Below are 24,254 nucleotides of genomic sequence, written 5' to 3'. Positions count from 1 at the left end.
CATAAACCCATGAAAAAGTCGATGCTGATAACGGGCGGTGCAAGGTCGGGAAAGTCTGCGCTGGCAGAGCGTTACGCCGTGGCCGCGACCGGCCGCGCCATCTATATTTCCACCGCCGACGCGCATGACGACGAAATGGCTGCGCGCATTGCCGCCCATCAGGCCAGGCGCGGCCCGGAATGGTCGCATATCCACGCCCCTTTCGCGCTGGCTGATAAGCTGCGGCAGTCGGATGGCGGACACCCGCGACTGGTAGATTGCCTGACGCTGTGGCTTAGCAATCTGATCCTGTCGGACGGCGACTGGCGCGCCGAAACCGCCACTCTGCTCGACGCGCTTGCCGACCAGACGGCACCGGTGATCTTTGTCACGAACGAGGTTGGCGCCGGCATCGTTCCCGAAAACCGCTTGGCCCGCGACTTTCGCGATGCGGCAGGCTGGGTCAACCAGACCATCGCGCACGCTTGCGACGAGGTCGTGTTCTGCGTGGCGGGCTACCCCATGAAAGTGAAATCCAATGACCATTCTCTCTGATCTGCATTCTCTGGACGATATCGCGGCGCTGCATCTGCCCGAATGCGATCACGCGGCGGCCGCCGCTGCCAAAGCGCGTCAGGACAGCCTGACCAAACCGCCCGGATCGCTTGGCCGTCTTGAAGAGCTGGCGATTTTCATGGCGGGCTGGCAGGGCCGCGAACGGCCCCAGATTGCCCGCGCCCAGGCGCTTGTCTTTGCGGGGAACCACGGAATTTGTGATCAGGGCGTAAACCCTTTTCCCCAAGAGGTGACGGCGCAGATGGTGGCCAATTTTCAGGCCGGCGGTGCCGCAATCAACCAGTTGTGTCGCGCCAGCGGTGCCGATCTGTCTGTTGTCGCACTGGAACTGGAACGCCCGACGCGGGATTTCACGCAAGGCCCCGCGATGGATCCTGCCGAGACGATCGAGGCAATGCAGCGTGGTGCGGCCGCCGTCGATCCCGACGCATCGGTCCTTGTCCTTGGCGAAATGGGGATCGGCAATTCGACTGTTGCGGCTGCACTGGCCTGTGCGGCCTTTGGTGGTGCCGCGACCGGATGGGTCGGGCGGGGAACCGGGTCAGACACTGACGGGCAGGCGCACAAGGCGCGAGTCGTCGAAGCAGGCGTTGCCCGTCATCAGGCGGCGCGGGGCATGGCGATGCTCGCGGCGCTTGGCGGGCGGGAACAGGCGGCCATCTGCGGCGCGGTTCTGGAAGCGCGCGCGCGGTTGATGCCGGTCATACTGGATGGCTATATCTGCACCGCCTCGGTCGCCCCGCTGTTCGATACCGCCCCAAGGCTGCTGGATCATTGCCTTGTCGGCCATGCCAGTGCGGAACCGGGCCACCTTCACCTGCTGGAAGCAATGAGCAAACCTCCGATCCTTTCAATGCAGATGGCCCTTGGCGAAGGATCGGGCGCGGCGCTGGCGCTTGGCGTGTTGCGCGCCGCGCTGGAATGTCACAACGGCATGGCCACTTTTGCCGAGGCCGGAGTGTCGGACGGATGAAACCCGCGACGGCCCGGATTGCAGAACTGCAACTCGCGGTCATGCTGCTGACACGCCTTCCCGCAGGCCAGTTGAAAGATCCCGCGCCAAAGCTTTCGGACGCGCAATGGGCCTATCCGCTTGTCGGTTTGATCGTCGGGCTGATCGCCGGGATCTGTCACGGCGCGGCGACAGGCCTTGGGGCCAGCCCGGCGCTTGCGGCTATCCTGTCCCTTTCCGCCATGATCCTGTCCACCGGGGCATTGCATCAGGATGGTCTGGCCGATTTTGCGGATGGGATGTGGGGTGGCCACAACACGGCGCGCCGGCTGGAGATCATGCGCGACAGCAGGATCGGCAGTTACGGTGTTCTGGCGCTCGGACTGTGTTGCGCGATCTGGAGCGCATCGGTGGCGCAGCTGGCCGGCTCTGCGGATTTGGCTGCGTTCCTTGCCATCGGTGTGCTGAGCCGCGTCGCAATGACCGTCTGCCTTGCAACAATGCCACCCGCCCGACACGATGGGCTTGGCGCGCAGGCCGGGCGCGATACGCGCGCAAACCTGACGGTGTCGGCGTTTCTGGCGTTAGCGGCGGTCATTGTGCTTGGCCTGGATGGCCTGATTGTGATGCTGGTGGTCGCGGCTGTGACTTTTGTCATTGCAAGGACCGCGCAACAGCGTGTCGGCGGGCAGACAGGCGATGTTCTGGGCGCGGTTCAATTCCTTGCGGAAACCGCTGCCTGGGCAACGCTTGCCATATTGAGCAACTAGGGTCCGACCGGGCGGACAAGTCCCTCGCGGATTTCCACCTCTGCGCTGGTGATCTGCGCCCGGAACGCGGCAGAGTGGCTGACCAGAAGGATCGCTTGCGGCAAACCTTGCAGGATTTCGATCAACCGCGCCTCGTTTTTCACATCCAGCGCATTTGTCGGCTCGTCCAGCAACAGGACTTCCGGCTCCATCGCCAGAACGGTTGCCAGCGTCACCAGACGTTTTTCACCCCCCGACAGCTTGTGGGTGATGCGGTCGCGCAGATGGGCAAGCCGCAGATCCGACAGCAGCCGGTCTACGATCTCCAACGCCTCGGATTTCGATTTGCCAAGGTTCAGCGGTCCGAAGGCGATATCCTCGGCGACGGTGGGGCAGAACAGTTGATCGTCAGCATCCTGAAACACCAGGCCGATCCGGCGGCGGACCTCGTGAAAATCGGTCTCTTGCGTGCGGGGCTGGCCAAAGGCGCGGATCGTGCCGCGCTGCGGTGCCTGAAGACCAAGGATCACCCGCAGCAGCGTGGATTTGCCCGACCCGTTCGGGCCGGTCAGGGACAACCGCTGACCCGGCAGCAATTGCAACGCCGCACCCGCCAGGATGGCAGCCTGACCGGGATAGCTGATATGGATGTCTTCCAGTTCGATCAACGCCATGCGATTTCCAGACAGATCAACAGTAACACCGCGCCACCGAACAAGACGGCAAACCGCCGGTCCACCACCGTCAGAGCAAAATCCTGCAACAGATGGATGCGCCCGGAAAAGCCACGACATTTCATTGCTTGCAATATCCTTTCAGATCGTTCGATTGCGCGCACGAGCATCATCCCCACCAGATACCCGAAGCTGCGATAGGTATGCCAGTTGGTGCCGGGCCGAAAACCGCGCACCTTCATGGCGGCGCGCAGCCGCAGGTATTCCTCGCGCAGAACCTCGATATAGCGGATCGTGAACATCAGCAGATGCACAAGAGTTTCAGGCATCCGCAGCTTGTGCAGCGCGTGGCCCAGTGTCACGGGCTCCATCGTGCCGACCAGTGTCATCAACGCCAGAATAACCGCATTGGCCGTCAGAGCGATTTCCACGCCGCGCCACAGCCCTTGCCAGCTGGCGGTCGCGCCCCAAAGCGTGAAAATGGGATCGCCCGGCACGGTGAAGGGCAACAGCAGCAACATGAAAATGATAAAGCTGTCCATCATCGCCATGCGTTTCAGGGTCGGGCGCAAAGGCAGGCGTGACAGGAACAGAAGGCCCATCGACAGACCCAAAGCGACGCTCAGCGTCATCAGCGACGACAGCCCCACCACCACGATGCCGAAGCTGATCGCGGCAAGAATACGCACCCGTGGATCGACGCTGCCGATCCGTCCCGACACACGCAGCGCGCCGGTTTCGGTCAGCGTCTTTTCATTCTGTCCAAGCGCATGTGCCATGTCCTAGGCCTCCAGCTTGCGGCGCGCCGCGAGGTAAAAGCCCAGCCCGAACAGCCCCACGATATAGCCGATGCCGCCAAGGATGGTCTGAAAGCCGTTATGCTCCTTATAGGCCGCGATCTCACGGCGGAGGGGGCGGATTTCGTCGCGCACCGCCTCGGCGATGGCCTGCCGCTCTGTTCCGGTCAGCGTCGCGACTGTGACGCCGCCCGTCGCGGTCGCTTGAGGTATTTCGGCCATGGCGGAACTCGCGCTTTCCGGTGCCGCTTCGCCAAGAATCTCGGCCACCTGATCGGCAGGCATCGTTACCTCGGCGACATGGCCTGCCCCCAGATTGACGCTGAACATATGCGCCACGGGCAAAGAGGGGACGAAGATAAAGAACCCGTCCCCATCGGTGATCGCACGGCCCAGTTCGGCACCATCCGGACCGGTCACGACGACCTCTGCATTTGTGGCCATGTCACCGTTTGAAAACCCGATTTCGCCTTCGATGGCTTCACCGGCGGGGAACACCCCCGCGATGACCTTATGTGCCAGCGCAGGCAGGGGGGCCACGATCAGCATCAGAGCAAGGATCAGATGTTTCATGCGGGGAGTCCTTTGACGAACAGCTCGGGTTTGACCTTGCGGGCAAGCAATATGGCAAAGCCAGTCAGCACGGCCTCGATGGCCATGACCGGAACATGGGCAAAGAAGACCAGTTTCGCGGCGGGCAGGAATTCATCGCCCGACATGGCCAGAGAAACGGCCACCATCCCCGTCGTTGCGGCAATGGCAAAGGCCCCGCCAACACCGCCCCAGATGGCACCCTGAACCGGCGAGCCGCGCCCGATCAGCCGCCCGAACACCATCCAGGCCAGCACGGCGGGCAGCGCGATATTCACCGTATTGACCCCAAGCACCGTCAACCCGCCAAAGCCGAAGAACACCGCCTGCAACAACAGGCCGACAAACAGCGCCGGAAAAGCGGCGAAGCCAAGCAAAAGCCCGGCCAGACCGTTCAGAATCAGATGTACCGAGGATGGCCCGATGGGCACATGGATCAGCGAGGCGACAAAGAAGCTGGCCGACAGCACCCCCGCAGCGGGGATGCGTTCCAATGTCAGGCTGCGCAGGCCAAGCGCGATGCCGCCCACTGCCGCAACCGCCCCGGCGATCACCACCGGATTGGACAGCGCGCCATCTACGATGTGCATGGCCGGATCACTCCATGTCCCAGGCGCGGATCCAGATCACCGCGTCCTGGCTCAGTTCCTTGCCTTCATGCTCGGTCGCAGGGCCAGAGCCGAGCGCGGCAAAGCCCCAATATCCGGCCTTGGGGACTCCGAAAGTGAAATATCCGTTGGTATCGGAAACGGCGACAATGGTTCCACCCGGCAGCGCGCCCACGACCGGCGCGCTTGACGCAGCATTTTCCATGTCGGGCTCGGCCGCCATGTATTCGATTTCGATCTCGGCACCGGCAACCGGCTGGCCCTCGGCCAGGACCTGCCCGGTAAAGCTCGACCCGGCCAAGATGTTGTAAGGCTTGTTGAGCGGCACGATTTCCGTGGGCAAGCCGACCGGGTTCATCCAGTCGGTTGGCAATTCGCTGCGGTTCAGGAACGCCTTGGTGATCTGCTGGATATAGATATCCTCGGATTCCTCGTAATAAGGGACCGGCACCGTGACCAGAATGTAATCGCCCGAGCGTTTGACCGGCACGCTTCCCTTGAAGGCGGCACCGCTGTTTTCGCCGCCGGTGAATTGTACGGGCTCCAGCGTGTCCTTCAGGTCAGTCTTTTCGCCATTATGGATCATGTAGAAGTCTTGTGGCAGATCCAGGTCCATCACATGACCGTTGTCCATGGGATGCCAGAAGATCAGCTTTACCGGCACATCGCCGGGGCGTTCGATCATCGTGTCTGTGGTATATTCCAGCAGGAAATGTCCCGAGGCCATCGCAGGCAGGGTCAGCGCAACAGCGCTGGCAATAAGGGTCTTCTTCATCAATCCGTCCCGTTTATGGTGCCACACCCGGCACCTTTTTCATGTGAACGGCGGGGAAAGATCAGACCGGGACGGTGCACCAGAGATCGGCGCGCGGATGCCACGGCCAAACGCACACCCCGGCGTCCGGTGGATGCGCCCCGTTTACCATGGGGCACATGTCCGGCAGGTCTCCTGGCTTGCGGGTCAATGCGTTGGGCCAGCCTTCCCGGATTGCTCCAGTGGCATATTGGCCCTGCTCGCCGCTGACAGTTGCGGGGGCAGCTGTAGACTTGGCGCGAAACGGCACCGCACTACATTCCCTCTTTCGCCCGAAAAGCAACGGGACCGGTCATGGCGCTTAATTGACAGACCAGGATGCCTGGCGTCAATCCATAATACGTGCCGCAGGCCACCAGTTCTGTGCAACGGCCCTAAGACTCGGCGGTTTGCGCGCGCAACAGATAGGTGTCCATGATCCAGCCATGCCGCGCCCGCGTCTCTGCTCGGATTCGGATAATCCGTTGCGCGACATCGCCGATCCGGCCATGCTCCAGTATCTGTTCCGGCATTCCCAGAAAGGCCCCCCACCAGATACGCGTATCGGGAGGCAGGGTCTGAAAGGTGCAATCGCCATCCAGCATCACGACCAACGTCTCTGCGTCCTCGGGCCAGCCATGATCGCGCAGCCGCCGCCCTGTTGTGATCGTTACCGGCCCGTTGAGCGTGTTCAGCGTCAGCGCATGCGCTGCCGTCAGGGCCTGAATGGCGGTGATACCCGGCACCACCCGCAGGCGCGGCACGGGGGTCAGCCGCCGGGCAATGCGCAGCGTGCTGTCGTATAGCGAAGGATCGCCCCAGACCAGCAGCGCCACCGGCCCGTTCTGCCCTGCCCCGGCCAGCGCGCTCTGCCAGCGGCGGGCGATCTCGTCATGCCAACGCGCGACTCTTTCGCGATAAGGCAAGGCGGGGTCGCGCACCGGGTAGTCAAAGGTGACAACCCGCGCCTGCGTGCCGCTGGCTTTCAGGATGTGGTATCGCAACGCCGCCAGGTCGCCCTTGCCCGCGCCCTTGTCAGGCACCAGCACCACTGCCGCATCGCGCAGGGCCTGCATTCCCTCGCCGGTGACATGCGCCGGGCTGCCGGTACCAATGCCGATCAGCCAAAGATCGAAGGATGCGGCGGTCATGCCGGTGGCTCGGCCAAGGGGCCATAAAGGATCAGCGCCGCGCTGTCGCCAACCTCCTGTGACAGCCGTGCGGCCAGAGTTGTAACATCCGATCGGGTGATGTGCTGTTCAGGCCGGCTGACATCCTCGGCCAGAATGGCGGGCGTGTCGGGCGGCAGGCCATGTGCCAGCAGGCGCGCCAGAAGGCCCGGAAAGGTCCGCTTGCCCATGAATATCACCGTCGAGGCTGTCGGATCGGCCAGCGCGGTCAGGCTGATGTCGTCAGGTAGCTTTCCGGTCACGTCATGGCCGGTGACAAATTGCACCCGGCGCGCTGTCAGACGGCGGGTCAGAGGTATACCCGCCGCCGCCGCCGCGGCCACGGCAGAGGGCACGCCGGGAATGATCTCATAGGCGATACCCGCAGCGCGCAGGGCGACCAACTCTTCCTCCAGGCGGCCGAAAAGGCCGCCATCGCCGGATTTCAGCCGGACAACGCGCTGGTCGATCTTCGCGTAATCCACCAGCAGGCGACTGACATGGTCCTGCTGCGGAGATGCGCGCCCGGCGCGTTTGCCGACCCCTATCAGATCCGCACCGCTACGCGCATGGGCGAGGATCGGACCCGCGCTGAGATCATCGAACAACACCGCATCGGCGCGCTTCAATCGGTCCACCGCCTTGAGCGTCAGCAATTCGGGATCACCGGGGCCGGAGCCCACGAAACTGACAAAACCGGTCATCGTGGGGCCTCTTGCGCGGTGATCAGATGAAAGAACGTGCCGGTGACATGGCCCCGGCATGACCCGGTCTCGGGCACCGGCGCCCCATCGGCATCCGCCACCCGCGCCAGCGGTGCGTCGGGCTGTTCAAGGATCGTGGAATAGTGGAATTCATGCCCCAAAAGCTGCGTGCCCGCAGCGTGCCCCGGCATCGGGGACAGCAGATCGACACGTCGATAGCCCAGGTGGAACTTGCGTTTCTCATAGCTGGTCACAAGGCCCAGCAGACCGGCCATTTCATGCGCGGTTCCCTCCTTGTCGATCAGCGCCGCGCCAAGCGCCATATAGCCGCCGCATTCGCCGTGAACAGGGCGCGAGCGCGCGTGCCGGATCAGACCTGCGCGAAAGCGGCTCGCCGCTGCCAGCCGCCCTGCGTGCAGTTCAGGATACCCTCCCGGCAGCCAGACGAGATCGGCACCGGCGTCGGGTGCCTCGTCTGCCAGTGGCGAGAAGGGAAGGATTTCCGCACCTGCCGCGCGCCAGCCCTCCAGCTGGTGCGGATAGGTAAAGGAAAACGCCGCGTCCTGCGCCAGTGCAATCCGTCCCGCCGGTGCCGATGGCCAAGGTCGCGCGCCGTCTTGACCGCGCTGGCCTCGGGCGGCGTTGCGCAGCGTGTCCAGATCGACATGGGCGCGCAGGAAATCGGCATAGGCGGCAATCGCGGCCTCCAGATCAGGATGCTCGGCTGCCTGAATCAGACCCAAGTGCCGTTCGGGCAAGACGAGATCGCCGCGCCGGGGCAAGGCACCCAGCACGGTCACGCCGGCCTTTTCCATACCCAGCCGCGCCAGCCGCTCGTGGCGCGGCGAGGCCACGCGGTTCAGGATCACACCGGCAAAGGGCAGATCGGGTTGGTAGGCCTGAAACCCAAGCGCCGTCGCAGCGGCGGATTGCGCCTGCCCACTGACATCGACCACCAGAACCACAGGCCACCCCATGTGCCGCGCCGTTTCGGCAGAGCTGCCAAAACCGCTTTGGCCGCGTGTGGCGACGCCATCGTAAAGACCCATCGACCCTTCGGCGATACAGATATCCGCGCCCTGCGACTGGGCGGTGACTGTGCCAAGAAGATCCGCCCCCATCGCCCAGGTATCAAGGTTGAACGAGGCCCGCCCGCAAGCCGCGCGGTGAAACGCGGGATCAATGTAATCGGGGCCGGATTTATAGGGCTGCACGGTCAGCCCCTCTTCTGCCAACGCCCGCAGCAAGCCCAGCATGACCGTGGTCTTGCCGGTCCCTGAAGACGGGGCCGAAATCATCAGGCCGGGCGGAACGGAGGCCGGATCAACCATCGCCGTGGCTCCAACCCGCCCAGGGACTTTCCGCGCTTTGCGGTCGATAGCGCCGGTCATAATCCAACGAATAGAGGCAGCTTTCGTCAAACCCCTCTCCGGCCAGCGCCGGCCCGACAAGGATCAGAGCAGTACGGGTGATCTCGGCGTCCAATCGTCCGGCAATGTCGGCCAGCGTGCCGCGAATGATCCGCTCATCCGGCCAGCTTGCGCGATAAACGACGGCAACGGGGCAGTCAGCCCCGTAGGCCGGGGTCAGATCAGCGGTGACGGCGGCAATGTTCTGCACCGACAGGTGGATGGCCAGAGTCGCCCCCGTGGCCGCGAAGTTGGTCAGCGTCTCGCCCGTTGGCATGCTGGAGGCGCGTCCAGGCGTCCGCGTCAGAACAACCGATTGCGCCAGTCCGGGCAAGGTCAGCTCGCTTCCGAGCGCGGCGGCGGCAGCGGCAAAGGACGGCACCCCCGGCGTGACCGACACGGGGATGTCCAGCACCCGCAGGCGGCGCATCTGCTCGCCCATGGCGGACCAGACCGAAAGATCCCCCGAATGCAGCCGCGCGACATCCTGACCTGCCGCGTGGGCCGCCTGCATATGCGATATGATGGCATCCAGATCCAAGGCCGCTGTGTTGATGATGTTCGCCCCCGCTGGGCAATGGGCCAGTATTGCCTCGGGCACCAAAGATCCGGCATAGAGGCAGACCGGACACGCCGCGATGATGTCCCTGCCCCGCAGGGTCAGAAGGTCCGGTGCGCCGGGTCCGGCTCCGATAAAATGAACGGTCATGTCGCGTCTCCTATCGCGATTGCGCAGGTTGCCAGCCTGTCCGGTGAAATCAGCCTTGCGGCGAGCAGGCGCGCGCCCGGCCCCGCTGCGGCCAGTGCTGCCGCTTCGGCAACACTGGCGGTGCCATAGTGGTCGTGCGATGCGACCGAGTGGGTCTGAACCGGCTGTATGACGAGTTCATCCGCAGGCACCGCCACAACGGGCAGACCAAGCGCCTGCGCAAGGTCGATGAATGGCGCGGCCTTCGCCTTGGCCGATGCGGTGGCCAAGCTGTCAGGCGCAACGCCGTGCAATTCAAGAGCGCTGCGCAGACTGCCCACATCCGCCCTGCTGCGAAATCCGAAACCGGCGACAATCATAGCGTCACGCTCCATTGTACGATGGGATAGTTGGCTTTCCAGCCCCGCCCCGACCCCAGCGGCGCGGCGCGGGCCAGCTCGATCCGAAGCAGATCACCACCCCGCCGTGCCTGTGTCTGCGTCAGCAAGGCCTCGCTTTCCAGCGTCACGGCATTGGCCACCAGCCGCGTTCCGGCCGGTAAAGTCGCCTCAAGCCAGTTCAGAAGATCATCGGACAGCCCCCCGCCGATAAAGACGCAATCGGGCGTCTGCAACTCTTCAAGCGCGGTGGGGGCCTCGCCTTCGATGACCTGCAACCGATCCACCCCCAGCGCTGCCGCGTTCGCCGCGATGCGCGCCGCGCGCGCGGGGTTGCGCTCGATCGTGGTGGCACTCAGGCTGGGATCGCCAAGAAGCCATTCGATCGCGATCGACCCCGAGCCGCCGCCGATGTCCCAAAGATGCTCGAACGGGCGCGGGGCCAGCGCGGACAGGGTCAGCGCCCGGACCGGCCGTTTCGTCATCGTGCCGTCGCTGTCGAAAAAAGCATCCGGCCGGCCGCTGGCCAGCGGCAGCGCCACGCCGGTGCCCGCAACCTCTATTGCCGCGCAGACCGGGTGCGCATGGTTGTCGGTGACACTGTCGGCGGCGCGTATATCGCTGCGCCGCGCCTGCGGCCCACCCAGCGATTCAAGTACGCTGATCCGCGACGCGCCCCAGCCCTGTGCTGTCAAATACTGCGCCAGCGTCGCCACCGCCGCCCCATCGCGCAGCAGCACGATCAGCCGCACGCCCGCCGCAAGCGCCGGTCGCAGCCGCGTCAACGGCGCTGCGTGCAGCCCGAAACACCGCGTTGTTTCCAAAGCCCAACCCATGACATTGGCCGCAAGCGAAAAGGTCGAGACACCGGGCAAGGCGCGCCATTCCCCCGGCGCGAGATGACCCATCATGCTGGTTCCCGCTCCGAACCAGAACGGATCGCCCGAGGCCAGCATCACAACGCGCCGACCACGATATTTCAACAAGATGTCCACCCCGTCCGCGAAAGGCACCGGCCATGTCACAAGCTCGGCCCCATGAGGCGGCGAAAGCGCCAGCTGACGCTGCGCCCCCATGACGATTTCCGCAGATCCAAGCGCGTCGAGGCTTGCACGAGACAGGCCATCCGGCGCATCTTCGCCAATCCCGATGATGGTCAGCCACGGAGCCTCATACATGGACAAAAACCCCCTCATCCTTGGTGGCACAACCGAGGCAACGGCGCTTTGCCTCGCGCTCAGCGCGGCTGGCATAGGCGGCACCATATCCTTTGCGGGCCGCGTGATGCGCCCCGTGCGGCAGCCCCTGCCCCAGCGCGTCGGCGGCTTTGGAGGCATCGCGGGGCTGGAGCGATACTTGGCAGATCACCGCATCAGCCATGTCATCGACGCAACGCACCCCTTCGCCGCACAAATAAGCGCCAATGCGGTCCGCGCCTGCGCAGAGGCACAGGTGCCCCTGATCGCGCTTGGCCGCGCGCCCTGGTCTGCCGGGCCGGACGACAATTGGGCACATGTGCCGGATATTGCGGGTGCCGTCGCGGCGCTGAACCGCCCCGCCGCCCGCGTGATGCTGGCCGTCGGACGGATGCATCTGGCCGAATTTGCCCCGAACCCGCAGCATTTCTACCTGCTGCGCCTGATCGACGCGCCGGAGGCGGCGCTGCCCTTTCCCGATTGCCGTGTCGTACAGGATCGCGGCCCGTTCACGACCAAAGCCGATCTTGCCCTGATGCAGGCACACCGGATCGACCTTGTGGTCTGCAAGAATTCGGGCGGCACCGGTGCCCAGGCCAAGCTGCTGGCGGCGCGCGCACTTGGGATTCCGGTCGTGATGATTGATCGGCCTGCCTTGCCCCCGCGCCTCGAAGCGCATGACGTGGCAGCGGTTCTGGACTGGCTGGGTCATGGCAGGACCGATCTGGGCGTGTAGACGATCGGGCGGGGCGCGCCCTCGATCACCCGAGTATTCGAGGCCCCTACGATGACCACTGTGCGCATATCCGCCATCTCGGGGAGCGCGTCATTCAGGGGTATGACACGGATCTCCTCCGCGGGCGTGGACACGGCCCGCGCAAAGATCACCGGGCGCGCATCACCGCAGGCCTTTTGCAAAAGGTGCAGCGCGCGCGCGAAACCTTCGGGTCGGGATTTCGAGCGGGGGTTGTAGAATACCATTGCGAAATCGCCTTCGACGGCGAGGCGCAGGCGTTTTTCGATCAAGGCCCAGGGTTTCAGATTATCGCTCAGATTGATGGCGCAAAAATCATGCCCCAGCGGCGCACCGATCCGGGCGGCAGCGGCCAGCATGGCGGTAATTCCCGGCAGAACCTCTATGTCCAGCTCGCGCCATATTGCCGGCCCGTCTTCCAGCGCCTCGAACAGGGCCGAAGCCATCGCAAAGACGCCGGGATCGCCGGAGGAAACCACCGCCACCTTGTGACCTCGGGCGGCGAGCGACAGGGCATGGCGCGCCCGGTCAAGCTCGACCCGGTTGTCGCTGGGATGCAGTGTCAAACCTGCGCGCGGCGCTATTCTGGCAACATAGGGAATGTAGCCGATCACGTCGCTGGCCGCGTCAAGCGCATCAGACACCTGCGGCGTGACCAGATCATCTGATCCGGGGCCAAGTCCTGCGATTTTCACCCAGCCCGTCATGGCCTGCGCCCCTGCCCATGCACGACAATGATCGAGAAATAGGGCGTGATCCGGCCTTCGGCGTCTGACAGTCGCTGGACGGTCTGGCCCGGCATGCTGGCATATTCGATCAGCCAGGCGTCTTCGTATTTTCCCGCCGCCTCCAATGCCGCGCGAACCTTTTCGATATTGCGTCCGATCTTCATTACGACCAGTGCATCGGTGGTCTTCATCCGCTCCGTCAGGTCAGCCGCGCTTAGCGTCCCCATCAGCACGGTCAGGACATCGTCGCCCCAAGTGACCGGACTGCCCGTGGCGGTCCATGCCGCCGACATACCGGTGATCGCCGGCACGACCTGCACCGGAACGTCATCTTTCAGCCGCGTGTAAAGATGCATGAACGACCCATAAAAAAACGGATCGCCCTCGCTTAGGACAATCACATCCTCGCCCCTTGTCACCAGGGCACGCAAATGCGCGGCGCACTCGGCGTAAAACCGTGACAGAATTTCGTTGTAACGCGGATCGGTCACGGGAATTTCGGTTGTGACCGGGTATTCCATTGCAAATTCAATAGCATCCGGGTGCACTAGCCCGTCGATTATCGCGCGAGCCTGTCCGGTACGGCCGGCTTTGCGAAAATAGGCGATATGGCGCGCCCCGGTCAGCAGCCTGTGGGCGCGCAGACTCATCAAGTCTGGGTCGCCGGGGCCAAGGCCAACGCCGTGGATCGTTCCGACGTTCATTCCGCGCGGCTCGCGATGGCGTTGATTGCGGCGACGGTGATGGCGCTGCCGCCCAGACGCCCCTCCACGATGCAGCACGGCACCGGTTGATCCGCCCAAAGCGCATCCTTGCTTTCGCGCGCGCCGACAAAGCCGACAGGGCAGCCGATGATCGCGGCGGGGCGCGGACATTCCGGGTCTTCGAGCATGTTCAGCAGGTGGAACAACGCGGTGGGCGCGTTGCCGATTGCGACCACCGCACCGCCCAGATGCGGGCGCCACAACTCCAGCGCAGCAGCGGACCGGGTATTGCCCATCTGCGCCGCAAGGTCGCGCACACGCGCGTCATGCAAGGTGCACATCACCGGATTGTCCGCCGGCAGACGCGCCCGAGTGACGCCTTCGGATACCATGCGCGCATCGCATAGGATCGGCGCGCCGCCTTCAAGTGCTGCGCGCGCGGCATCGGCAAATCCCGGCGACAGCCATACGTCCCGTTCCAGACCGACCAGCCCGGCTGCATGGATCATGCGCACTACAATCGGTTCTTCTGAGGCCGAGAAGCGGTCCAGATCGGCCTCGGCCCGGATCATGGCAAAGGATTGGCGGTAGATCTCCGCACCATTGGTTTCATAGGTATACGGCATCGTATGTCAGAATCCTTCAGTCATCAGGTCGTCGGGATGTAGCCCGGTTGTGAAAGGTAAATCTTCTGCGCAGCCCGCGCGCACCAGATCGAATGCGCCGTTCCGCCCGATCAGCGTCACATCGGCGGGTCGCGCCCGCGCACAGCCCTTGGAACAGCCCGACACATGCAGGCTGCCCTGCATCCGTGGTGCCAGTGCCCGCGCCAGATCACGCGTTTCGACACTGGCCGATGGGCACCCCGGCGCGCCGGGGCAGGCATCGACGCGCATCAGCGGATCGTCAGGTGCCGTGATGAAGGCAGTCGAATCGGGCAGACCCGCCCCTTCCAGCAGGAACGTCCGCCACGGCGTCAGTCTTAGTCCCGTCGCGCCCTTCAGGACACTCTTCAAGGCACGCGCGTCGATCTGCCCGAAGGGCGCACCGACCAGTGCCCCAAGGGGATGCAGGCCGATTTCCGCTTGGGCGGCAGTTGCGCGCGGTGGCGCGTTTGACCAGTCTTCGGGCAGGATGTCGCGGGCCGATACCAACGCCATTCGGCGCGCCTGCGGCGTGACATGATCGGCCAGCCATACTGCCATCTCGATCAGCGCGGGTATCACCGTTGCGACCGTCACGGCGCGTCCGCAAGCGGCACCATCTGCGCGCAGGATCAAGCCCGACTGACCCTGTTCGATCCTGATATCGGCAGAACAGCGCGCCAGTTGCGGCCCCGCCGGATCGCAATCGACCGCAAAACCGACCTTTGCAGGCAACTCGGGCAGATCAGCAAGACAGTCCAGCAACGCGCGCGCGAGCCGGGCCGTCAGATCGCCCTCGGTCCAGAAAGGCGCAACCAGAATGTTGCGGCGCTCCTCTATCCTTGGGTCCTCATCCAGCAGGTCCAATGCGCCCAGCCCTGCCAGAACGGTATCGTGATCCGCCTCCGCCACGCCGCGTATCTGTAGATTGGCGCGATTGGTCAGGTCGATAGATCCCGACCCGTAGCGCAGGGCGATGTCGCACAGCCCTGCGCCCTGGTCCGGTGTCAATCGTGCCAGCCTTGGCCGTACACGCACCACCAACCCATCCGCCGACAGCATCGGACGGTAAGCACCGGGACACCAGCCTTTGACCGTGGGGGGCGTTGTCATTGCAGCCCCTCCAGAGCGGCGACAACGGAATTGCGCCGGGTTTGCCACAGGCCCGCCCGCAGCAGGTCGGCAAAACGCGCCTGCATCGCAGCATGAGCTTGCGGGTTGGCGTCGCGCAAAAAGCCATCGGTTTCCGGATCTCCCAGCGTGGCGTCGTGATAAAGATCGAACAGATGCGGTGCGACCGCACCGGCCAGATGCGCGAAGCTGGCCATATGATCCAGCGTTGCAGCGATCTCGGACGCACCGCGAAAGCCGTGTTGTTTCATCCCCGCGATCCAGCCGGGATGGGCGGCGCGCGCATGAACCACGCGGGCAATCTCTTCGGACAATGCACGCGCTCGTGGGCGCGCAGGGTCGGTATTGTCCAGATGATAAAGGGCTGCCCGCCCGCCCGCGATCTGTTGCGCAGCGGCGAACCCCGCTTCGTGGGCGGCGTAATCGCTGGCCAGCAAGAGATCGGTCTCGGGCAGGTCCTGCGCATGCACGAAACTGTCGGCCTGCGCCACCCGGTTCCGGATACCTGCCGCGTCCGGCAAGGCCGCTTCGCCGTCCAGCGCCCAATTGCTGGCCTTCAGCCAAGCCTCGCCCGCCTTGCGCCGCCCTGCTTCGGTGTAATCATCCAGTGCCGCGCCCATTGCCAGGCCGAACTCGCCCGGTGCGGGACCATAGACACGCGCCAGATCAGCGTGCCCGACATAGGGGTTCCAATCCGCCGCCTCCTCGCGCGCAGCGAGGGCGCGGACAGCCTGCGAAAAAAGCGCCGAGAGCGTCGGGAACACGTCCCGAAACAGGCCCGACACCCGCAAGGTCACATCAATGCGCGGGCGATTCATTTCGGTCAGCGGCACCACTTCGATGCCTGAAACACGTTCGGACCCGGCATCCCAGACGGGGCGGACGCCCAAAAGATCCAGCGCCATGGCGAAATCCTCACCCGCCGTGCGCATCGTGGCCGATCCCCAAAGATCGACGATCAGGCCGCGCGGCCAATCACCTTCGTCCTGAAGATGGCGGCGGATCAGTTCTTCGGCCAGCCGCACGCCCTGGGCAAAGGCGGCGCGTGTCGGAACCGCGCGCGGATCGGTGGTGAACAGATTGCGCCCGGTGGGCAGCACGTCGCGCCGTCCGCGATAGGGCGATCCCGATGGTCCGGGCGCAATGCGCCGCCCGTCCAGCGCATCCAGCAGCGATTGCCGTTCGCCCTCGACCGACCCGGCGGTGGCAAAAGGCGTCTTGCCGCGTGGGGCGCGCGCCCAGATATGCAGCCCTTCGCCGAACTGGCTTTCCTTGATGTCGCAGACGAAGCGATCGATGCGGGTGATCGCCTCGGCGCTGCATGAGGCCCCGTCCAGCCCAAGATCGCGCTCGACCCCTTGCGCCTGCGCCTCCGCCCGGATGTCGCCCTGAAGCCGGTCCCGGCGGCGCGGGTCAAGCCCGTCAGCGTTGGAAAACTCGTCCAGCAGCGCCTCCAGCCGGGCCAGCCGGTCCGGCGTGCCACTTTCGCGTAGCGGTGGCGGGATGTGGCCAAGGGTGACGGCCCCGATCCGGCGCTTGGCCTGCGCAGCCTCGCCTGGATCGTTGACGATGAAGGGATAGATCACCGGCAAGGCACCGGTCAGCGCCTCGGGCCAGCAGGTGCCGGAAAGGGCGACCGATTTGCCCGGCAGCCATTCCAGAGTGCCATGTGCGCCGATATGGACCAGCGCATCGCTGTGCTGTTGCAGCCAGAGATAGAAGGCGACATAGGCGTGACGCGGCACGCGCGACAGATCGTGATAGCTGTCTTCGCGCCCGTCTTGCAGCCCACGTTCGGGTTGCAGTGCGACCCAGAGCTTGCCGCAGGCCGTGACGGCAAAGTGAAACGCGCCGTCATGAGCATCGGGGTCATCCTCGGGCACACCCCAGGCGTTTTGAAGATCGTCCCGCATGACGCGTGGCATCCTTGCCAGCGCGGTTTTGTAGTCAGTCAGAGGCCAACGCATCTGACGCGCGGCAAACATATCCTGAAGCGCCTCTCCGGTGAGTGGGGCCTCTGCCCCGGTGTCATATCCGGCAGCGGCAAGATCCTCGATGATCGTGCGCGCGGATTGCGGCGCATCAAGGCCAACCGCGTGGCCCATATTCCAGTCCTTGCCGGGATAGGTCGACAGCACCAGTGCAACCCGCCGATCCATTGGTGTCTTTTGGGCGAGGTCCAGCCACCCCATGACGCGGCTGGCGATCGCGCCGACACGCTCTTCCTCGGCCTGATGGGCCAAACGGGAAAACTGCAAATGACTGTCGCGCGGGCCTGCTTGCTTGAACGAGGCGACCCCGGCCAGAATGCGCCCGTCCACCTCTGGCAAGACGACATGCATGGCCAGATCGGCGGGCGACAGACCACGTTCGGCCTTGGCCCAGGCGTCTCGGGTCGCGGTGGCAAGCACCACCTGGAACACCGGCACCCCGGCCGCATCCAGCGGCGAGCGGCCATCGTCGGCCTTGCCGGAAAAGGCGGTGGCGTTGACGATGGCATCGGGGCGCAGATGCGTGATCTGGCGACGCAGCCAGCCCGCCACTTCCGGTGTCTTGAGCGATGGCACGAACAACGCCAAGACATCGCAGCCGTGCCCGCGAAGCGCGGAGAAAAGCGCCTTGATCGGTGCCAGATCGGCGGCGACCAGATAGGACCGATAAAAAACGAGGACGATGCGGCGCTGCCCCGCCAGCGCCTCTGGCTGGCCCAATGCCGATACCGGGCAGGCCGGCCCCGCCTCCGGGGTCCACGCCCCGACCGGGGGCAAGCCCTTGGCCCCCTGCACCGGACCCGCATACAGCCCCGCCGCCAACGCCATTTGTGCCAAGGCCGCCTGCGCGGCAACTGTCCCGCCGGTATCGCAAAGATGCGCCAACCTGCGCAGGGTAGAAAGCGGCAAGGTGGACATCTCGTCCAACCGGCTGTCGGGCCGTCCGTCGCCGGGCAGGACCGCAAGCGCAATCCCGTGCGTGCGTGCCAATGCCTGAATATGTTGCAGACCATACGGCCAATAGGGCACGCCACCGATCAACCGGATCAGGATGCCCTTCGCGCCGGAAAGCGTATTCTCGACATAAGTATCAACCGACAGAGGATGCTTCAGCGCGGCAATATTCGCCAGCCTGAGCGAGGGCAGACGCCCCTCGGCCCCGCCACCCCGGTGCCAGCCTTCCGCGAAGGCCCCGAGGTCGGAATCAGACAGCGACAACACTACCAGATCCGCGGCATCCTGCCCCAGATCGGTTGGTGTCTCGGTCTCTTCAAGCCCGTGACTTTCGCGAAAGACGACATGCATCGCCAGTTACTCTGCCGCGCGGTCCGAGGCCACACCAAGGGCGGCGCGGATCACGTCGGTATTGATGTCGTCATGCTCGGCAATCACCACCAGCCTGCCTTGCCGCGCCTCGTCATCGCGCCACGGGCGGTCATACTGGTGGCGCACGCGCGCGCCCACCGCCTGCACCAGAAGGCGCATCGGTTTGCCCGTCACCGCAGCATACCCCTTGATGCGGAGGATGTTGTGATCGCGCGCCAGTGCCTCGATCGAGGCGACCAGCATGGCGGGGTCGGCCTGATCAGGAATGTCCACGACGATGGATTCAAAATCGTCATGTTCATGATCGTCGTGGTCGTCGTGATGGCTGGGCCGGGCCTCCATGTCATCCTCTGCAGCAGCCTCAAGCCCCAGAATGATACGGGCATCAATCGCGCCCTCGGCAACCTCGACCACCGGCAAGGGGCGCGGCACCTCGGCCTCGATCAGCGCCTTGGCCTTGGCGACGCCTTCGGGACCGGCCAGATCGGGCTTGGTCAGCAGGATGATGTCGGCGCAGGCGATCTGATCTTCGAACACCTCCGACAAGGGTGTTTCGTGGTCAATGCTGTCGTCGGCCGCACGTTGCGCATCAACCGCCGCCACGTTGGGCGCGAACCGGCCTGCCGCGACCGCCTCGGCATCGGCAAGGGCAATCACCCCGTCCACGGTGATTTTCGACCGGATATCGGGCCAATCGAACGCCTTGAGCAGCGGCTTTGGCAGCGCCAGCCCCGACGTTTCGATCAGGATGTGATCGGGGCGCGGCTCCAGCGCCATCAGCGCCTCTATCGTGGGGATGAAATCATCAGCCACGGTGCAGCAGATACAGCCATTGGCCAGTTCAAGGATATTCTCGGCCGGGCAATCGGGGATCGCACAGCTTTTCAGGATTTCGCCGTCGACGCCAACATCGCCGAATTCGTTGACGATCACGGCCAGACGCTTGCCGCCGGGGTTCTGCATCAGGCCCCGGATCAGGGTGGTCTTGCCAGAGCCGAGAAACCCGGTGATCACGGTGACAGGAAGTTTCGCAAGATCAGTCATTCAGGGCCTCCTGAGGCTGGGTCATTGGGGGGATACGAGCCACGCAATTGCGCTTGAAATGCTCGGGACGCTCGCGCCAGGGGATCAAGCCGTCAATTGTGGTGTGATAGCGCGCGGCACCGTCCAGGATCATCTGGGCGTGATCGACCTCGTCAACATTGGCGAAGACATAGGTCCATTTGTCATCTCCACCGCGCAGCGCGACGGTGCAGCCGTAATCGCAGTTCTGCAAACATTCGACCGGCGCAATACTGACCCCCGCCGGCATCTCCAGCGCGGTGATCGCATCATAAAGCGCCTCTCCGGGGCGGCGCGCATCCTGCGGCATGTCTTGGCCCCGTCGGCATTTGACGCAGACCAAAAGCTGCGTCGGCGGCCCGTCCCGACTTGTAGGGTTTCGTTTGTCTGTCATGGTCTTCGGTCCCATTTAGAAATGGGACGCGGGTCTGATGGCGAGGCAGCACTGACCAGCAGAGCAATCCCCGACACCGGAACACCCCGTCCGGTCGTGGCAACGTATGTTGGCAGGTCTCCCGGCTCACGGATTTAGGGGCGGTGCCCTGCGGTGGATCTGCCTTCCCAGCCTTTGGCCAGTGGCGGTGATCCACCTTTTTCCGTTCACGGTCGCGGGGGCGGCTGTGCTTAACCGGAAAACCTCCGGGCGCACATTCCCTTTTCACCTGTTTACACAGGCACCAACACAGGTGCAGATGCTCCCAAACCAATTGGATTGTCAAGAACGGGGATGAACAATGACCGACGACATAAATGCGCGCCATACGGATAAAATGCGCAAGATCAAGCAGGCCCGTGACAAGATGATGCAGACCAAGACCGAGGAAAAAGGTCTGCTCATCGTGCATACCGGCGCGGGCAAGGGCAAATCGTCATCGGGGTTCGGAATGATCATGCGCTGCATCGCGCACGGCATGCCCTGCGCTGTGGTCCAGTTCATCAAGGGCGATTGGGTGACCGGTGAAAAGCTGTTCCTGCGCGAACGCTTTGCCGATGAATGCCGCTTTCTCGTCTCGGGCGAAGGGTTCACATGGGAAACACAGGACCGCGAACGCGATATAGCGGCAGCGCAAAACGGCTGGAAGATCGCCAAAGAGCAGATCCTCGACCCTGATATTCGCTTTGTCCTGCTTGATGAAATCAATATCGCCCTGCGGTATGACTATCTGGATATCGACGAGGTCGTCGATTTTCTGCTGCACCAGAAACCGCCCATGACCCATGTTTGCCTGACCGGGCGCAACGCGAAACCCGAACTGATCGAGGCGGCGGACCTTGTTACCGAAATGACGCTGGTCAAGCATCCGTTCCGCGATGGCATCAAGGCGCAAAACGGCGTGGAGATGTAGGCATGGCGCGGGCGCTGATGATTCAGGGCACCGGGTCCAATGTCGGCAAATCCATGCTGGTTGCAGGACTGTGCCGCGCCGCCCGCAATCGCGGGTTGTCGGTGGCCCCGTTCAAACCGCAGAACATGTCGAATAACGCTGCCGTCACATCCGATGGCGGCGAGATCGGTCGCGCGCAGGCGCTTCAGGCACAGGCCTGCGGGCTGCGCGCGCATACCGACATGAACCCGGTCCTGCTGAAGCCGGAAACCGACACGGGCGCGCAAGTCATCGTGCAGGGCCAGCGGCTGACGACCACCAAGGCCCGCGATTATTTCAAAATCAAGTCCACCCTGATGGCTTCGGTTCTGGACAGTTTCGGCCGGCTGGGCCGCGCGCATGATCTGGTGATCGTCGAGGGCGCTGGCAGCCCGGCGGAAATCAATCTGCGCAAGGGCGATATCGCCAATATGGGCTTTGCCGAAGCCGCCGGAGTGCCCGTTATCCTCTGCGGCGATATCGACCGCGGCGGCGTCATCGCACAGATCGTCGGTACGCAAGCGGTGCTGGATCCAACCGATGCCGCCCGTGTATGCGGCTTTATCATCAACAAGTTCCGCGGGGATCCGCGTCTTTTCGACGATGGCTATGCCATGATCGAGGCGCGCACGGGCTGGCGCGGCTTTGGTGTCGCACCGTGGTTCGCCGATGCCTGGCGCCTACCTGCCGAGGATGCGCTGGATATCCGGCAGGCACCGTCCAAAGGACGTCTGCATATTGTCTGCCTGCAATTCTCACGCATTGCCAATTTCGACGATCTCGATCCGCTTCTGGCGGAACCGGAAGTGCGGATAACGATGCTGCCGGCCGGGCAACCTCTGCCGGCGGATGCCGATGTGGTGATCCTGCCCGGATCGAAATCGACACGGGGCGATCTGGCGTTCTTGCGCGCGCAGGGCTGGGACATCGACCTGATCGCACATCACCGACGCGGCGGCCGCATTCTGGGGATATGCGGCGGCTATCAGATGCTGGGGCAAAGCGTTGCCGACCCCGATGGGCTGGAGGGTCCGCCGGGCGTCACGCCCGGTCTGGGTCTGCTCGACACCACGACGGTAATGGGGGGCGACAAACACCTGACGGAGGTGACGGCCCGTCATGTGGCCACGGGCCTGCCCTTCAGCGGCTATGAAATCCACATCGGCACCAGCGACGGCCCCGACAGGATGCGGCCCTTTGCCCATGTGGCGGACGCTCTCGAAGGTGCGGTGTCGCCCGATGGCCGGATCAGCGGCAGCTATCTGCACGGGATGTTCGCCGATGATGCGTTTCGCCGCGCCTGGCTTGCCGCACTTGGCGTAAGCGCAGGCCCGCAATCCTACAATGGCGTGGTCGAGGAAACACTGGATGCGTTGGCGGCGCATCTCGAGACTCATCTGAACGTCGAGGGTCTTCTGGCTATCGCGCAGACCTGAACGTTCCCTTCGGGTATCTTCCTAGAGACGCGCGACGGAAAGCCTTGCCCTGAAAATTGCTTGGGCGATGATATGCGTAAATGGTGGGATCAGGCTGGCCTTCCGAGCTGTACGGGCTGAACCGTCCCGTAAAGTTCATCCAAACAAGACGCAGTCCTGCAATAAAACTAATTATTGCGGCATCTGGTAGGCCCGGCAGGACTTGAACCCGCAACCAAAGCGTTATGAGCGCTCTGCTCTAACCAATTGAGCTACAGGCCCGCCATAGCGCATTGCCTAATTACAGTTCGCGGCGGCGTCAAGCATGCGAGAGGCCAGAATGAGATGCCATTCGTTTCGTCAACGCTAAGCTTGGACATTTGCAAGTCTTTTGCGCAACTCGGGTGGCGGCCATGCCGTCTCTTTTCTCCAGCCACACTTATCCGACGGCTTCTGTGACGCGTATGCCGAGCGCGGTAAAGCCGTTCATTCCGACAACACGACCGTGAAGTTCGGTGACCTGGCGGTCTGGTCGCCCTGCCCTCAGCCGTTGGCTCAGCAGTTTCAAGCGGTGCATCCGCTGACCGGCAGTGGTTTGCTTGCAAATGATGAGAGGTTTCGTCTGAACGCGGCTCCGGCGGTCGTAAGAGCCAGCTCTTGTCTCCCAACCATCGCGCTGGATTCTAAGGGTGAACCCCCAACCTGACCTGAGCATCCGAGCCCAGCGGCACACGGAGGCACCGTCTGTCGCGGTTCGAAAAAGGCACGATCCTGCACCATTGGCGGATCGAGAGAGATGGCTGGCAATCTTGGGGCTGATCGTCGATGGGGCGATTGCCGAACTTCGCGGCGGCAAATCTTTTGCTGCGATGCAATCTGCTGTCGTCACACCGGTCATTGAAAGCCAAGCGGAGGAACGATTTTCAAACTGCCCACTCGCTGTGGTCTGTTCTTACAAGTGAGGAGCGGACAAGCGACCTGCTCAAGCGTCTCAGGCGTTACTCTTGTCAGCAATGTCGGCGGTCGGCGCATCGGTTCCGGCCAGCCTACTTATATCATCGAGCATCGTGATCGCGTGCGCGGCGTAAGGTCCGATCCACCTGGTTTGCAGATCATGGATCGGCAAGGCGTCCAGATGGTTCCAGCGTTCACGCCCGCGCCGTTCGACCACCACCAGCCCGGCTTTCTCCATTACTGACAGATGCTGCATCACCGTGCATCGGTCAAGCTCCGTCAGCGTCTTACACAGCGCGCCGGTCGTCTTCGGGCCGTCCTTGATCAGGTCCAGGATTCGCCGCCGCACGCGGTGCCCGAGCGCTTTGAACAGGGCATCATATTGATCTTCGATTGACATGTTATAATTTTATAACATTATAAAAGCGAAGCAAAGAGGATTCGTATCGTGGAACTGAAATTTACAGTGGCCGGGCGTATCGCCAAGCCGGTCGAGGAGGTCTTCGAAGCCGTGGTCTCGCCTGACCTTCTGTCGCAATACTTCACCACCGGCGGGGCGCGGGGGCGGCTGGAAAGCGGTGTCGAGGTGACGTGGGATTTCCACGATTTTCCCGGAGCCTTCCCGGTCATGGTGCTGGAAGTAATCCCCAACAAGAAAATTGTCTTGCAGTGGGAGGCGGACCAAAAAACCTCCACATGGACGACCGTGACCATGGAGTTCAGCCCGCTGGATGACGGGCGCACCCTGTTGCGGATCAGCGAATACGGCTGGCCCGAAACCGAGGCCGGGCTGACCTCATGTTTTGGTAACTGTGAAGGCTGGACGGCAATGCTCTGCGCAATGAAGGCCTGGCTGGAGCACGGGATCAACCTGCGTGACGGTTTCTACAAGTAAATC

Annotated in this window: 27 protein-coding genes, 1 tRNA gene, 1 pseudogene and 2 riboswitches; of the genes and pseudogenes, 8 read left to right on the top strand and 21 right to left on the bottom strand. The window is 63.6% G+C overall.

Annotated features, from left to right (window positions below; translation table 11 throughout):
• Positions 1-9: 9 nt before the first annotated feature.
• The 3 genes from cobU to cobS are packed head-to-tail and all read left to right on the top strand — an operon-like array spanning position 10 to position 2,277.
• On the top strand, positions 10-534 hold the full coding sequence (gene cobU / locus ACN0WV_RS06755) for a bifunctional adenosylcobinamide kinase/adenosylcobinamide-phosphate guanylyltransferase (protein WP_417604549.1): 525 nt from the start codon (positions 10-12) through the stop codon (positions 532-534).
• Positions 518-1,528 (top strand): nicotinate-nucleotide--dimethylbenzimidazole phosphoribosyltransferase, encoded by a 1,011-nt coding sequence (gene cobT, locus ACN0WV_RS06750; protein ID WP_417604547.1) that lies wholly within the window; start codon positions 518-520, stop codon positions 1,526-1,528. Before cobU ends, cobT begins: the two co-directional genes overlap by 17 nt.
• Complete coding sequence (gene cobS / locus ACN0WV_RS06745) at positions 1,525-2,277, top strand: adenosylcobinamide-GDP ribazoletransferase (protein WP_084353919.1); 753 nt, start codon at positions 1,525-1,527, stop codon at positions 2,275-2,277. The genes cobT and cobS overlap by 4 nt, the downstream gene beginning before the upstream one ends.
• On the opposite strand, the gene ACN0WV_RS06740 is transcribed toward cobS, so the two are convergent.
• The 11 genes from ACN0WV_RS06740 to cbiT form a co-directional block, all read right to left on the bottom strand.
• Complete coding sequence (locus tag ACN0WV_RS06740; protein ID WP_417604545.1) at positions 2,274-2,930, bottom strand: energy-coupling factor ABC transporter ATP-binding protein; 657 nt, start codon at positions 2,928-2,930, stop codon at positions 2,274-2,276. The two genes, cobS and ACN0WV_RS06740, sit on opposite strands and share 4 nt — an antisense overlap.
• Positions 2,921-3,709, bottom strand: coding sequence for a cobalt ECF transporter T component CbiQ (gene cbiQ / locus ACN0WV_RS06735; RefSeq protein ID WP_084353917.1), 789 nt, complete (start codon positions 3,707-3,709; stop codon positions 2,921-2,923). The genes ACN0WV_RS06740 and cbiQ overlap by 10 nt, the downstream gene beginning before the upstream one ends.
• A gap of 3 nt (positions 3,710-3,712) precedes the next feature.
• Complete coding sequence (locus ACN0WV_RS06730; RefSeq protein ID WP_417604543.1) at positions 3,713-4,300, bottom strand: cobalt ABC transporter permease; 588 nt, start codon at positions 4,298-4,300, stop codon at positions 3,713-3,715.
• Positions 4,297-4,908: a cobalt transporter CbiM gene (cbiM, locus tag ACN0WV_RS06725; protein WP_417604541.1), complete on the bottom strand. Its 612-nt coding sequence runs from the start codon at positions 4,906-4,908 to the stop codon at positions 4,297-4,299. The genes ACN0WV_RS06730 and cbiM overlap by 4 nt, the downstream gene beginning before the upstream one ends.
• Before the next feature lie 7 nt (positions 4,909-4,915).
• Positions 4,916-5,701 carry a DUF4198 domain-containing protein gene (locus ACN0WV_RS06720; RefSeq protein ID WP_417604539.1) on the bottom strand — a complete coding sequence of 262 codons (786 nt, stop codon included), beginning with the start codon at positions 5,699-5,701 and terminating at the stop codon, positions 4,916-4,918.
• 147 nt (positions 5,702-5,848) lie between these two features.
• A riboswitch (cobalamin riboswitch) is annotated at positions 5,849-6,048 on the bottom strand.
• 66 nt (positions 6,049-6,114) lie between these two features.
• Entirely contained in the window at positions 6,115-6,870 is a 756-nt protein-coding gene (gene cobF, locus ACN0WV_RS06715) for a precorrin-6A synthase (deacetylating) (protein ID WP_417604538.1), read from the bottom strand.
• Positions 6,867-7,592 (bottom strand): uroporphyrinogen-III C-methyltransferase, encoded by a 726-nt coding sequence (gene cobA, locus ACN0WV_RS06710; RefSeq protein WP_417604537.1) that lies wholly within the window; start codon positions 7,590-7,592, stop codon positions 6,867-6,869. Before cobA ends, cobF begins: the two co-directional genes overlap by 4 nt.
• Positions 7,589-8,923: a cobyrinate a,c-diamide synthase gene (locus tag ACN0WV_RS06705; RefSeq protein ID WP_417604535.1), complete on the bottom strand. Its 1,335-nt coding sequence runs from the start codon at positions 8,921-8,923 to the stop codon at positions 7,589-7,591. The genes cobA and ACN0WV_RS06705 overlap by 4 nt, the downstream gene beginning before the upstream one ends.
• Positions 8,916-9,710, bottom strand: coding sequence for a precorrin-4 C(11)-methyltransferase (cobM, locus tag ACN0WV_RS06700; RefSeq protein WP_417604533.1), 795 nt, complete (start codon positions 9,708-9,710; stop codon positions 8,916-8,918). The genes ACN0WV_RS06705 and cobM overlap by 8 nt, the downstream gene beginning before the upstream one ends.
• On the bottom strand, positions 9,707-10,084 hold the full coding sequence (locus ACN0WV_RS06695) for a cobalamin biosynthesis protein (protein ID WP_417604531.1): 378 nt from the start codon (positions 10,082-10,084) through the stop codon (positions 9,707-9,709). The genes cobM and ACN0WV_RS06695 overlap by 4 nt, the downstream gene beginning before the upstream one ends.
• Positions 10,066-11,265, bottom strand: a complete 1,200-nt coding sequence (gene cbiT / locus ACN0WV_RS06690; RefSeq protein WP_417604529.1) for a precorrin-6Y C5,15-methyltransferase (decarboxylating) subunit CbiT — start codon at positions 11,263-11,265, stop codon at positions 10,066-10,068. Before cbiT ends, ACN0WV_RS06695 begins: the two co-directional genes overlap by 19 nt.
• Here cbiT and ACN0WV_RS06685 point away from each other — a divergent pair.
• Positions 11,264-12,019 carry a cobalt-precorrin-6A reductase gene (locus ACN0WV_RS06685; protein WP_417604527.1) on the top strand — a complete coding sequence of 252 codons (756 nt, stop codon included), beginning with the start codon at positions 11,264-11,266 and terminating at the stop codon, positions 12,017-12,019. The two genes, cbiT and ACN0WV_RS06685, sit on opposite strands and share 2 nt — an antisense overlap.
• On the opposite strand, the gene cobJ is transcribed toward ACN0WV_RS06685, so the two are convergent.
• From cobJ to ACN0WV_RS06650, 7 genes are read right to left on the bottom strand one after another with little or no spacing between them, the layout of a single operon-like run.
• Positions 11,992-12,744, bottom strand: coding sequence for a precorrin-3B C(17)-methyltransferase (cobJ, locus tag ACN0WV_RS06680; RefSeq protein WP_417604525.1), 753 nt, complete (start codon positions 12,742-12,744; stop codon positions 11,992-11,994). The genes ACN0WV_RS06685 and cobJ overlap by 28 nt on opposite strands.
• A complete protein-coding gene (gene cobI, locus ACN0WV_RS06675; protein ID WP_417604523.1) occupies positions 12,741-13,469 on the bottom strand; it encodes a precorrin-2 C(20)-methyltransferase in 729 nt (242 codons plus the stop codon). Before cobI ends, cobJ begins: the two co-directional genes overlap by 4 nt.
• Positions 13,466-14,095: a precorrin-8X methylmutase gene (locus ACN0WV_RS06670; protein WP_417604521.1), complete on the bottom strand. Its 630-nt coding sequence runs from the start codon at positions 14,093-14,095 to the stop codon at positions 13,466-13,468. The genes cobI and ACN0WV_RS06670 overlap by 4 nt, the downstream gene beginning before the upstream one ends.
• A 6-nt stretch (positions 14,096-14,101) precedes the next feature.
• Positions 14,102-15,226 carry a cobalamin biosynthesis protein CobG gene (locus ACN0WV_RS06665; RefSeq protein WP_417604520.1) on the bottom strand — a complete coding sequence of 375 codons (1,125 nt, stop codon included), beginning with the start codon at positions 15,224-15,226 and terminating at the stop codon, positions 14,102-14,104.
• On the bottom strand, positions 15,223-18,540 hold the full coding sequence (gene cobN / locus ACN0WV_RS06660) for a cobaltochelatase subunit CobN (protein WP_417604518.1): 3,318 nt from the start codon (positions 18,538-18,540) through the stop codon (positions 15,223-15,225). Before cobN ends, ACN0WV_RS06665 begins: the two co-directional genes overlap by 4 nt.
• Before the next feature lie 6 nt (positions 18,541-18,546).
• On the bottom strand, positions 18,547-19,605 hold the full coding sequence (gene cobW / locus ACN0WV_RS06655) for a cobalamin biosynthesis protein CobW (protein WP_417604517.1): 1,059 nt from the start codon (positions 19,603-19,605) through the stop codon (positions 18,547-18,549).
• Entirely contained in the window at positions 19,598-20,017 is a 420-nt protein-coding gene (locus ACN0WV_RS06650) for a DUF1636 family protein (RefSeq protein WP_417604515.1), read from the bottom strand. The genes cobW and ACN0WV_RS06650 overlap by 8 nt, the downstream gene beginning before the upstream one ends.
• Before the next feature lie 94 nt (positions 20,018-20,111).
• Positions 20,112-20,320: riboswitch (cobalamin riboswitch) on the bottom strand.
• Between the two features lie 37 nt (positions 20,321-20,357).
• Between ACN0WV_RS06650 and cobO the strand changes: the two genes are divergently transcribed.
• On the top strand, positions 20,358-20,969 hold the full coding sequence (gene cobO, locus ACN0WV_RS06645) for a cob(I)yrinic acid a,c-diamide adenosyltransferase (protein ID WP_417604513.1): 612 nt from the start codon (positions 20,358-20,360) through the stop codon (positions 20,967-20,969).
• A 2-nt stretch (positions 20,970-20,971) separates the two neighbouring features.
• Entirely contained in the window at positions 20,972-22,423 is a 1,452-nt protein-coding gene (locus tag ACN0WV_RS06640) for a cobyric acid synthase (RefSeq protein WP_417604511.1), read from the top strand.
• Positions 22,424-22,607: 184 nt separating this feature from the next.
• On the opposite strand, the gene ACN0WV_RS06635 is transcribed toward ACN0WV_RS06640, so the two are convergent.
• Together ACN0WV_RS06635 and ACN0WV_RS06630 are read right to left on the bottom strand one after the other, a co-directional pair.
• Positions 22,608-22,684 (bottom strand) — tRNA-Ile (locus ACN0WV_RS06635).
• Positions 22,685-22,841: 157 nt separating this feature from the next.
• A pseudogene (locus tag ACN0WV_RS06630) lies at positions 22,842-23,060 on the bottom strand (hypothetical protein); the annotation flags it as partial.
• A gap of 151 nt (positions 23,061-23,211) precedes the next feature.
• Here ACN0WV_RS06630 and ACN0WV_RS06625 point away from each other — a divergent pair.
• Positions 23,212-23,364 carry a hypothetical protein gene (locus ACN0WV_RS06625; protein WP_417604782.1) on the top strand — a complete coding sequence of 51 codons (153 nt, stop codon included), beginning with the start codon at positions 23,212-23,214 and terminating at the stop codon, positions 23,362-23,364.
• 29 nt (positions 23,365-23,393) lie between these two features.
• Here the strand turns inward: ACN0WV_RS06625 and ACN0WV_RS06620 are convergent, their stop codons facing one another.
• On the bottom strand, positions 23,394-23,756 hold the full coding sequence (locus ACN0WV_RS06620; RefSeq protein ID WP_084353898.1) for an ArsR/SmtB family transcription factor: 363 nt from the start codon (positions 23,754-23,756) through the stop codon (positions 23,394-23,396).
• Between the two features lie 48 nt (positions 23,757-23,804).
• Between ACN0WV_RS06620 and ACN0WV_RS06615 the strand changes: the two genes are divergently transcribed.
• A complete protein-coding gene (locus ACN0WV_RS06615; RefSeq protein ID WP_417604509.1) occupies positions 23,805-24,251 on the top strand; it encodes an SRPBCC family protein in 447 nt (148 codons plus the stop codon).
• Positions 24,252-24,254 lie beyond the last annotated feature (3 nt).

Source organism: Primorskyibacter flagellatus, assembly GCF_048268605.1.
Taxonomy (GTDB): domain Bacteria; phylum Pseudomonadota; class Alphaproteobacteria; order Rhodobacterales; family Rhodobacteraceae; genus Primorskyibacter; species Primorskyibacter flagellatus.
This window is presented reverse-complemented; position numbering and strand designations above follow the sequence as displayed.